The organism is Sphingomonas echinoides ATCC 14820 (genome assembly GCF_000241465.1).
GTDB classification, from domain to species: domain Bacteria; phylum Pseudomonadota; class Alphaproteobacteria; order Sphingomonadales; family Sphingomonadaceae; genus Sphingomonas; species Sphingomonas echinoides.
Genome location: NZ_JH584236.1, coordinates 1 through 2,088 on the forward strand (window position 1 = coordinate 1; position 2,088 = coordinate 2,088).

The window sequence follows — 2,088 nt, forward strand, 5'->3', positions numbered from 1 at the left end:
CAGACCTATCCGCTGCGTGCCGAACGACAAAATCCCTCACATAGGGATGGTCCGAATAAAAATAGATTATGCGCGTAATCGCGTCGCAAAGTCGGTCATGAACCGAACGGCTACCGTCTGAGGCAATCTTGGAAATTTCCGCGATTATTCCGGTCGTGCTCTGTGTTATCGCTTCCAGGCAGGCTTTCCAGAGTTGAGCTTTGCTTCCGAAATGCACGCGGATGAGGTTTTGACTGACGCCAGCGGCCGATGCGATTCCTCTCAGATCTGCGCGCTCGAACCCGTCATGCGAAAATGCGCAGATGGCAGCCGCCAGCAATTCCTGTCTGCCACCAACCATATCCTTCTGCCTGCGGCCTCGGGGCGACGGGAGAGGATGAATGGCGACCTCTGTCGGCATGTAGACTCCATGATATGTTCAATTGAACATATATTATGGGTTGCACTTGCACAATGCCTGTTCGGCCGAAAAATCGAACGATCAGCAGAGGATGGGCGAAGCGCCTCTGAAAATACGGCAGTCCCGCTGGTGAGTGATCGCGACGCCTGGCGTCGATCAGACACCTTTACCATGCAGTGCTCGCTCCCATCACAACCGGGCCGCCGGGGCGACGAGTTCATAACCGAACTGCAGCGCCTCGCGGCTCCGCATTGAGCGCGATCTCAAGAATATGGAACAGAGTGGAGAGGCTGCGGAAGCTGAAGCCCGCACGCCCCGAGCTTCGCCTCGCTCGAAGAGGTAACGCAGCGGCCGAGGTCATCGGGCTATCCGTTCATCCTCGCGGCGACCGGGCGAACCCAAGCCCAGCGAAACTAGCCGACTCTCGTCCGTCTCGGGAGGCGCCACGGTCGCTGCTTCCTGCTGAGGGTGTCGCACGGAAACCGAGTATCCATACTTGAACGATCGTTCCCGAATCGCTATACATGACCTATGGCAAGACCTCGGGAATTCGACACGGATGCTGCCCTGGACGGTGCGATCACCGTGTTCAGCGAGCATGGATATGAGGGCAGTTCGGCGCAGATGCTCGTGGACGCCATGGGCATTGGGCGGCAGAGCCTCTACGCGGCCTTCGGCGACAAGTGGCAGCTCTATTGCGCGGCGGTGCGGCGCTACGGCATGGGCGAATGCGCGGCGCATTTCGAGGCGCTTCGCAGCGGCGCGCGCGCCATTGACGGGATCGGGGCCATGCTGCGGCGCGTCGTGGAGACAGCAGCCACGCCCTGTCTCGGCGTCGGCTCGACCTGCGAGTTCGGCGCATCGCGGCCGGACCTTGTCGATATCCATGCAGCACTGGGCAGGACATTGCACATGGCCATCGTCGCCCGCATGCGCGACGCGCAGCGTGAGGGCGATGTTGCGGCGAGCCTCGATCCCGAGGCTCTCGCGCAATTCCTGATCGCCAATATCGCCGGGATCCGCGTCGCCGGGCGTGGCGGCGCCGACCGATCGACCCTGGCCGCCCTGCAGGAGATGGTCATGCGCGCCCTGCGCTGACCCCTTTTTTGACCAATTACTGAACGATCATTCAAGATAGGAGAAAGACATGCGAGCAGTGGTGATAACCGCGATCGGCGGCCAATATCTATGATGATCGTGCATCCGGTAGCCGTGATGATCGACCCGGTCTTGCCGCCTGCCTCAAATCGTTGCGCGACGGCGACGTCCTGATTGTCTGGAAGCTCGATCGGCTCGGCCGAACGCTCGCGCATCTGGTCAGCACGGTGCAGAACCTGTCGGATCGAGGCATCGGTCTGAGGGTGCTGACCGGCAAGGGCGCGCAGATCGACACCACGACGCCATCGGGCCGTATGGTATTCGGCATTTTCGCCACGCTGGCGGAGTTCGAGCGGGATATGATCCGCGAGCGCACCATGGCTGGCCTGGCCGCCGCCCGCGCGCGGGGCCGTAAGGGCGGCCGCAAGTTTGCCCTTTCCAAAGCTCAGGTGCGCCTCGCCCAGGCCGCCATGGCCCAGCGCGACACGTCCGTCTCCGATCTATGCAAGGAACTCGGGATCGAGCGCGTCACTCTCTACCGCTATGTCGGTCCCAAGGGTGAACTCAGAGATTACGGAAAGCGCGTCCTC

General features: G+C 61.5%; 2 protein-coding genes and 1 pseudogene. 2 read left to right on the forward strand and 1 reads right to left on the reverse strand.

Annotation, left to right across the window (positions count from 1 at the left end):
- A partial coding sequence (locus ON00_RS18495; RefSeq protein ID WP_040602340.1) for a TetR/AcrR family transcriptional regulator occupies window positions 1-400 on the reverse strand: 400 nt, incomplete at its 3' end.
- 531 nt (window positions 401-931) lie between these two features.
- Between ON00_RS18495 and ON00_RS18500 the strand changes: the two genes are divergently transcribed.
- Together ON00_RS18500 and ON00_RS20955 are read left to right on the forward strand one after the other, a co-directional pair.
- Window positions 932-1,498 carry a TetR/AcrR family transcriptional regulator gene (locus ON00_RS18500; protein ID WP_010408721.1) on the forward strand — a complete coding sequence of 189 codons (567 nt, stop codon included), beginning with the start codon at window positions 932-934 and terminating at the stop codon, window positions 1,496-1,498.
- 83 nt (window positions 1,499-1,581) lie between these two features.
- Window positions 1,582-2,088 (forward strand): annotated as a pseudogene (locus ON00_RS20955) (recombinase family protein); the annotation flags it as partial.

Coding starts and splice junctions, on each gene's coding strand:
- ON00_RS18500 (WP_010408721.1), top strand. CDS start 932: ATGGCAAGACCTCGGGAATTCGACACGGATGCTGCCCTGGACGGTGCG.